The organism is Psychrobacter sp. S1-30-MNA-CIBAN-0213 (assembly GCF_040309845.1).
Taxonomy (GTDB): domain Bacteria; phylum Pseudomonadota; class Gammaproteobacteria; order Pseudomonadales; family Moraxellaceae; genus Psychrobacter.
This window is the reverse complement of sequence record NZ_JBEOPE010000151.1, coordinates 1-246: the sequence shown is the minus strand read 5'-3', so window position 1 is coordinate 246 and position 246 is coordinate 1. Positions and strand designations below refer to the sequence as shown.

Below are 246 nucleotides of genomic sequence, written 5' to 3'. Positions count from 1 at the left end.
GGCAAGATGTGTCCAAGCAATCTACAGATATTGAAACGTCAGAGGCGACTGATAAAGCAATGCTTGGATCGGAGATTGCCAATGCCACCAGTCCAGTGATTATCTTGGCATCACGATTTGATATTATCAGTGATCTGCCAAAGTCTTTACAGCCACGCCCTTTGTTGATAACCGGTGCTGCAAAGGCTATTCAAAAAAATATCCTGCTTGCTCAAAAACAGAACGATATTCGACGCAGTAGTGAGC

1 protein-coding gene is annotated in these 246 nt (G+C 43.9%); it reads left to right on the top strand.

The annotated features are described in order from the left end of the window. A partial coding sequence (locus AAEY87_RS14305; protein ID WP_350657649.1) for a hypothetical protein occupies positions 1-246 on the top strand: 246 nt, incomplete at both ends.